Source organism: Streptomyces sp. NH27, from assembly GCF_056859195.1.
In genome coordinates, this window is sequence record NZ_JACEGK010000502.1 from 1 (window position 1) to 5,984 (window position 5,984).

Annotated in this window: 7 protein-coding genes; 3 read left to right on the forward strand and 4 right to left on the reverse strand. The window is 73.3% G+C overall.

Annotation, left to right across the window (positions count from 1 at the left end; all coding sequences use genetic code 11):
* The 3 genes from AC13HU_RS30410 to AC13HU_RS30420 form a co-directional block, all read right to left on the reverse strand.
* The coding region (locus AC13HU_RS30410; RefSeq protein WP_483045189.1) for an NADH-quinone oxidoreductase subunit C at positions 1-725 on the reverse strand (725 nt) is incomplete at its 3' end.
* Positions 722-1,399 carry an NADH-quinone oxidoreductase subunit B gene (locus tag AC13HU_RS30415; RefSeq protein ID WP_483045190.1) on the reverse strand — a complete coding sequence of 226 codons (678 nt, stop codon included), beginning with the start codon at positions 1,397-1,399 and terminating at the stop codon, positions 722-724. The genes AC13HU_RS30410 and AC13HU_RS30415, both read right to left, overlap by 4 nt.
* Positions 1,390-1,779, reverse strand: coding sequence for an NADH-quinone oxidoreductase subunit A (locus tag AC13HU_RS30420; protein WP_483045191.1), 390 nt, complete (start codon positions 1,777-1,779; stop codon positions 1,390-1,392). Before AC13HU_RS30420 ends, AC13HU_RS30415 begins: the two co-directional genes overlap by 10 nt.
* Positions 1,780-2,117: 338 nt before the next feature.
* Here AC13HU_RS30420 and AC13HU_RS30425 point away from each other — a divergent pair, with 338 nt between their 5' ends.
* The 3 genes from AC13HU_RS30425 to AC13HU_RS30435 all read left to right on the forward strand — a co-directional run bounded on the left by AC13HU_RS30425 (position 2,118) and on the right by AC13HU_RS30435 (position 5,545).
* Positions 2,118-3,338: a sensor histidine kinase gene (locus AC13HU_RS30425; protein WP_483045192.1), complete on the forward strand. Its 1,221-nt coding sequence runs from the start codon at positions 2,118-2,120 to the stop codon at positions 3,336-3,338.
* Between the two features lie 71 nt (positions 3,339-3,409).
* A complete protein-coding gene (locus AC13HU_RS30430) occupies positions 3,410-4,768 on the forward strand; it encodes a sensor histidine kinase (protein ID WP_483045193.1) in 1,359 nt (452 codons plus the stop codon).
* 249 nt (positions 4,769-5,017) lie between these two features.
* Complete coding sequence (locus AC13HU_RS30435; protein WP_483045194.1) at positions 5,018-5,545, forward strand: GNAT family N-acetyltransferase; 528 nt, start codon at positions 5,018-5,020, stop codon at positions 5,543-5,545.
* A gap of 155 nt (positions 5,546-5,700) precedes the next feature.
* Here AC13HU_RS30435 and AC13HU_RS30440 read toward each other — a convergent pair.
* Positions 5,701-5,984, reverse strand: a 284-nt coding sequence (locus AC13HU_RS30440; protein WP_483045195.1) for a zinc-binding dehydrogenase, incomplete at its 5' end; no start/stop codon positions are given.

The window sequence follows — 5,984 nt, forward strand, 5'->3', positions numbered from 1 at the left end:
GGGCGGGCCGGGTTCTGGCTCGCCGAGCCGTCGCCCGCGCTGCGGGTCCTGCCGGCGGGCCGCTCCCCCGTACCCGCGGCGCCACCCGCACCAGCCGCGCCCGCCGCGCCACCCGCAGCCGTGCGCCGCGCCGGGCGGGCCGGTGCCGGCGGAAGCCGGCCCTTCAACGGGCCCCACTCGTTCGGGTCCGGCACTCCCGGCGGCAGCATCTGGCGCCGCTTCGGGCCACCGTCGTGCGACTCGCCCGGCTCCTTCGCGCCCGGCCACGCCTTGGCCACCCGCGAGGCCAGCACGAAGTCCTTGCGCAGCGGGTGCCCCTCGAACTCCTCGGGCAGCAGCAGCGGGGCCATCCCCGGGTGCCCGGTGAAGGCGACGCCGAACATCTCGTGCGTCTCGCGCTCGTGCCAGTCCGCGCCCGCGTAGACGCCGGTCGCGGTCGCCACCTCGGCCGCGTCGTGCGGCAGGGTGGTCCGCACCAGCAGCCGTCCGACGCCGCCTTCGAGCCGTACGACATGGGCGCACACCCGGAAGCCGGTGCCGGGTTCGTCCACCGCGCTGAGCCAGTCGAAGAAGGTGCAGCCGAGCGTGTCCCGGGCCGCGGTCAGCGCCGCCACCCACCCGGCGGGCGGGACGTCGACGGTCAGCAGGCCGTACGCCTCCTCGGCGGTCGCGCCCTCGCCGAAGACCTCGGCCGCGCCCTCGGGGAGCTGCTCGAAGGCGCTCACCGCTCCCCCGCCTCCGGGCCGTCCGCCTGGCCGGCCGCCTCCGGGCCGTCCCCAGGTGCCGCCGGCGGGGGCGGCGGAGCGACGAGGCCGCTGGTCAGCGCGGCGGTCGAGGGCTGCGCGGCCGCCGGGCCGCGGCCGTACCGCTCGCCCAGTGACTCCTGGGCGATCTTCTCCTGGAGCTTGAGGATGCCCTGGAGCAGCGCCTCGGGGCGGGGCGGGCAGCCGGGCACGTAGACGTCGACCGGGATGATCTGGTCGACGCCCTTCGTCACGGAGTACGAGTCCCAGTACGGGCCGCCGCAGTTGGAGCAGGCACCGAAGGAGATGACGTACTTCGGCTCGGGCATCTGCTCGTACAGCCGCTTCACCGCGGGCGCCATCTTGTCGGTGACCGTGCCGGAGACCACCATCAGGTCGGCCTGGCGCGGGCCGGGCGCGAACGGGATCACGCCGAGCCGGATGAAGTCGTGCCGGGCCATGGACGCGGCGATGAACTCGATCGCGCAGCAGGCCAGTCCGAAGTTGAACACCCAAAGGCTGTAGCGGCGGCCCCAGTTGAGCACGACCTTCATCGGCTCGGGCGCCAGCCGGGCCAGCGGGCCGAGCCGGCGGGGCTCGGGCAGCGCCACTTCGGGCGGGGCCGGCTGCGCCGGGTCGGGCAGGGTCACGTCCATTCGAGCACGCCCTTCTTCCACGCGTAGAGCAGCCCGACCGCGAGGAAGCCGAGGAAGACGAACATCTCGACGAGCGTGGTGCCGCCGTAGCCGTGGGCCGCGAAGACCGTCGCCCACGGGAAGAGGAAGATCGCGTCCACCGCGAAGATCACATAGAGGAACGCGTACACGTAGTAGCGGATGTGGGTGTGTGCCCAGTCCTCGCCGACCGGGTCGACGCCGCACTCGTAGCTGAGCAGCTTCTCGTGTGTCGGCACGTCCGGCCGCAGCAGCCGCCCGGCCGTGAACGAGACCGTCACGAAGAGCACGCCGACGACCGCGACCAGACCGACGACCGAGTAGCCGTGGAAGTAGTCCACGTCCGTCCGCCCCTCGTTCACTCGTTGACCAGCGATGTCCAGCGATCCGGATGGATCTTTAGACGATTTATACGGAGGGAGTCTAGGCCCTGGCCTCGGCGGCGGACGCAGCCGTCCATGGATGGCGGACGGGACGGCGACGGAGGGCCGACGGGAAGCCGGTGAGACGCCGACGGGGCGCCGGTGGGACGCCGGTGGGACGCCGGAGGCACGCCGGAGCGAGCCTCCGGACGAGCCCTGGCGAATGCACCCGACCCGCACCGTCGGGCCGCTTCCAGGAGATACTGGGGATAACCCCACCACACGCCGGAGCGCGCACCCCATGGCGCGAGCCCCCGCCCGGACGGCAGGCTTGACCCATGGACACCTCGCCCACCTCGCCCACCTCGCGCAGCTCCGCGACATCGACGTCCGAACCGCTGCCCCCGGCCCGGTTCGCCTTCGACGCCGTGACGTGGAAGGAGATCGCGAACCTCCTGCTGAACCTCTTCATGTCGCTGATCGGCTTCATCTACGTGGTGGTCACGCTGTCGCTGGGCGCCGGGCTGTCCGTGACGGTGATCGGGTTGCCGCTGCTGGCGTTCGGCCTGGGCGGCTGCCGGTTGCTGGGCAAGCTGGAGCGGGCCAGGGTGCGCAAGCTGCTCGGGGTGCACGTGGAGGAGCCGCGGCCGCTGCGGAAGAAGACGCTGGGCGGGTTCCTGCCCTGGCTGTGGGCGTCGCTGAAGGACCCGGTGGCCTGGCGGCACGCCCTCTACCTCGCGATCCGGCTGCCGTGGGGCATCGTCACCTTCGCGGTGACGCTGACCTCGCTGTTCGTGCTGTGGCCGGTGCTGCCGTACCTGGCCAGGGGCATGTCGACGGTGGACCGGGCGCTGGCCCGCGGGCTGCTCCAGCCGGACGACGAGCTGGAGCGGCGGATCGCGGAGCTGGAGTCCGACCGCGGGGTGGTCTTCGACACGGCGGCGGCGGACCTGCGCCGGATCGAGCGGGACCTGCACGACGGCGCGCAGGCCCGGCTGGTGGCGCTCGCCATGGACCTGGGCCTGGCCAAGGAGAAGCTGCTGGAGGACCCCGAGGCGGCGGCGAAGATGGTCGGCGAGGCGCACGGCGAGGTGAAGGTGGCCCTCCAGGAACTGCGCGACCTCGCCCGCGGCATCCACCCCGCGATCCTCACCGACCGCGGCCTGGACGCGGCGCTGTCCTCGGTCGCGACCCGCTGCACCGTGCCGGTCTCGGTCACCGTCGAGCTGCCGGCCCGGCCCGCCGAGGCGATCGAGGGCATCGCGTACTTCACGGTCTCCGAACTCCTCCAGACCGTCAGCAAGCACAGCCGGGCCCGCGGCGCCTCGGTGGACGTGTGGCACTCCGGCGACCGGCTGATGATCCAGGTGCGCGACGACGGGCAGGGCGGCGCCGACGTCTCCGCCGGGTCGGGCCTGGCCGGGCTCGCGGAGCGGCTGGACGCCGTCGACGGCCTGTTCGTGGTGGCCTCGCCGGTGGGCGGGCCGACCATGGTGACGGCGGAGCTGCCGTGGCGGGACCGGGAGTTCGGCAAGCAGGCCGCACCGCCCCGGAGGTAGGGAAATCCCCACCCCCAAGACGCCGATCCGCACCATGGGCGCGCGCTCCCGGCCGGGCCAATCTGGTTGGTATGACCAGCAGTACCGAAAGGACGGTCCCGACCATGGCGTACGGCACCCCGCCGGCCGAGCGAGAGCACCGGCTGCCCACCGCACTGCGCGCGCCCGTCGAGGCGCGCACCTGGCGGGAAATCGGCTACCTCCTGCTGAACCTCCCGATGTGCATCGTCGGCTTCGTGTGGACGGTGACGATGCTGTCGCTGGGCGCCGGCCTGCTGATCACCTTCATCGGGCTGCCGGTGCTGGTGCTGGCCCTCGGCGGCTGCCGGGCCATCGGCTACGCCGAGCGGGCCCGGGCCCGCTCGCTGCTGTGGCTCGACGTCGAGGAGCCCGGCCCGGTCCGCACCAAGAACCGCGGCTTCTTCCCGTGGCTGGGCGGCCAACTCGGCAGCGGCGTCAACTGGCGGCACGCGATCTACTGCCTGCTGCACTTCCCGTGGGGCGTCTTCACCTTCTGCGTGACCATCACCTTCTTCACCTACGGCTGGGGCCTGCTCACCTACCCGCTGTGGCGCTGGATCTTCCCGGTCTACTTCGGCCAGCAGGGCATCCAGGTCTACGGCTACGACGACGGCAACCAGGTCCGCCACGGCTGGTGGCTGCACACCCCCGTGGACATGCTGCTGTGCGTGGCGATCGGGATGACGCTGGTGCTGCTGATGCCGTGGGTGGTGCGGGGCATGGCGCACGGGGACCGGATGCTGGTCAGCGGGCTGCTCGGCCCGTCCCGGCTGGCCAACCGCGTCACCGAGCTGGAGTCGGACCGGGGCGCGGTGGTGGACACCGCGGCGGCGGACCTGCGCCGGATCGAGCGGGACCTGCACGACGGCGCGCAGGCCCGGTTGGTGGCGCTCGCCATGGACCTGGGCCTGGCCAAGGAGAAGCTGCTGGAGGACCCGAAGGTCGGCGCGGTCATGGTCGAGGAGGCGCACGGCGAGGTGAAGGTGGCCCTCCAGGAACTGCGCGACCTCGCCCGCGGCATCCACCCCGCGATCCTCACCGACCGCGGCCTGGGCCCGTCGCTGTCCTCGGTCGCGGCGCGCTGCACCGTGCCGGTCTCGGTCACCGTGGACCTGCCGGCCCGGCCGGTGCCCGCGATCGAGGGCATCGCCTACTTCACGGTCTCCGAACTCCTCCAGAACATCAGCAAGCACAGCGGTGCCTCCCGCGCCTCCGTCGATGTCTGGCAGACCGACGACCGACTCATGGTGCACGTCTACGACAACGGGCGCGGCGGAGCGTCGGTCGACTCCGGCTCGGGCCTGGCCGGCCTGGCGGAACGCCTCGACGCGGTCGACGGAGTGCTGGTGGTGGACTCGCCGCAGGGCGGTCCGACGCGGATCGCGGTCGAGTTGCCCTGGCGGGTGTGACCGGCTTTCGGGGCCCGCTCCCGGTCCGCCGCCGGCCGGGCCCCCGTCCCCGGTCCGCAGCCACCGGGCCCCCGTCCCCGGTCCGCAGCCACCGCGTCAGACGTAGCCGATCGGGCACCCTCGGCGCGGTACGTGTTCGGCCGCGCGCAGGTACATCGCCGATGCCCGCGACGTAGCGCCCGGCACTGACACACCGGGCCCACGCGGTCCTCCGCGCCGCCCGGCGGGGGTTGCTGGGAGACTGGAAGGATGACCGACGACTTTCCCGCCGGGTTGACCTTGCGTCACCCCCGCGTTGACGACCACGCACGGGTACTGGCCGTACTCGACCAGTGGTGGGGAGGGCTGGGCGGCGAGACCGGGTCACGGGACCGGGCCCTGCTGCTGCCGCGGTTGTACTTCCAGCACTTCACCGGCACCAGCCACGTCGCCGAGCGTCCCAGTGGCGAACTCGCCGCCTTCCTGGTCGGCTTCCTCTCCCAGGACCGGCCCGACATCGCCTATATCCACTTCGTCGGCGTCGATCCGGCACTGCACGGCCGCGGCATCGCGACCGCGCTCTACCACCGCTTCTTCGCCCTCGCCCGGGCTCGGCACTGCCGTCAAGTGCACGCGATCACCAGCCCGGCCAACACCGCGTCCCGCGCCTTCCACACCCGGCTCGGCTTCACCGAGTTGCCCGGCGCCGCCGACGCCGCCCCCTCGGTCCACCCCGACTACGACGGCCCCGGCCTGGACCGCGTCGCCTTCGCCCGCGACCTCACGGCGGCCCGATAGCCGCGGCGGGCCCGTAACGGCGGCAGCCTCGTAACGGCAGCGGCCCGCCCGTACGGGCACCGCTGTCGCCTCCCCGCCGGCGGAACCAGGCCGCCACGGGCCCGCGTGACGACGCACCGCCGCAGGCCGCCGCGGGCCGCCGGGTGCATCGGAGGCTACGCGACCCGCAACAGCACCTTTCCGGTGCCGCGGCCCGCCGCCAGCACCTCGTGGGCCTCGGCCGCCTTCGCGAGCGGCAGTTCCGCAGTGACGTCGATCCGGATCGCACCCGAGGCCAGCAGGGACAGCGCGGACAGGGCGTGCGAACGGACGGCGGTGGGGGCGCGGCGGGCGAGGTCGGCGATGTTGTAGCCGGTCAGCGAGCGGTTGTTCTGCCACAGCGGCAGCAGCGGGAGTGCGAGGTCGGGGCGGCGGGCGGCCTCGCCGTAGAGGGCTAGGC

Coding starts and splice junctions, on each gene's coding strand:
- AC13HU_RS30415 (WP_483045190.1), bottom strand. CDS start 1,399: ATGGACGTGACCCTGCCCGACCCGGCGCAGCCGGCCCCGCCCGAAGTG.
- AC13HU_RS30435 (WP_483045194.1), top strand. CDS start 5,018: ATGACCGACGACTTTCCCGCCGGGTTGACCTTGCGTCACCCCCGCGTT.
- AC13HU_RS30425 (WP_483045192.1), top strand. CDS start 2,118: ATGGACACCTCGCCCACCTCGCCCACCTCGCGCAGCTCCGCGACATCG.
- AC13HU_RS30430 (WP_483045193.1), top strand. CDS start 3,410: ATGACCAGCAGTACCGAAAGGACGGTCCCGACCATGGCGTACGGCACC.